The sequence below is a fragment of the Paraburkholderia sp. SIMBA_053 genome, from assembly GCF_046534895.1.
Lineage (GTDB): Bacteria > Pseudomonadota > Gammaproteobacteria > Burkholderiales > Burkholderiaceae > Paraburkholderia > Paraburkholderia caledonica.
Genome location: NZ_JAWRXU010000637.1, coordinates 1 through 274, shown reverse-complemented (window position 1 = coordinate 274; position 274 = coordinate 1). Strand labels below are relative to the sequence as shown.

1 protein-coding gene is annotated in these 274 nt (G+C 69.7%); it reads right to left on the bottom strand.

The features are described 5' to 3' along the window. Window positions 1–274: IS3 family transposase (locus SB753_RS37155; RefSeq protein WP_410805144.1), on the bottom strand; the 274-nt coding region annotated here is incomplete at both ends.

Here is a 274-nt window from a genome sequence, read left to right as displayed (position 1 = left end):
GCCAGTCGGTACATAGGTCGCGTCGGCGACCCACAGCCGGTCTGGCGCGTCGGCGCTAAAGTGGCGTTGTACCAGGTCGGGGGCCGGCCGCGCATCGGGCTGGCGCCGCGTGGTGGTGATCCAGCGCCGCCGGCTCACGCCGCACAGACCCGCAATCCGCATCAGGCGGGCGACCCGCTTGCGCCCCACATGAACGCCCTGGTGGACCAGTTCGGCGTAAATGCGAGGCATCCCATAGGTGCCGCGCGAGCGCGTGTGAATCGCATGAATGCGC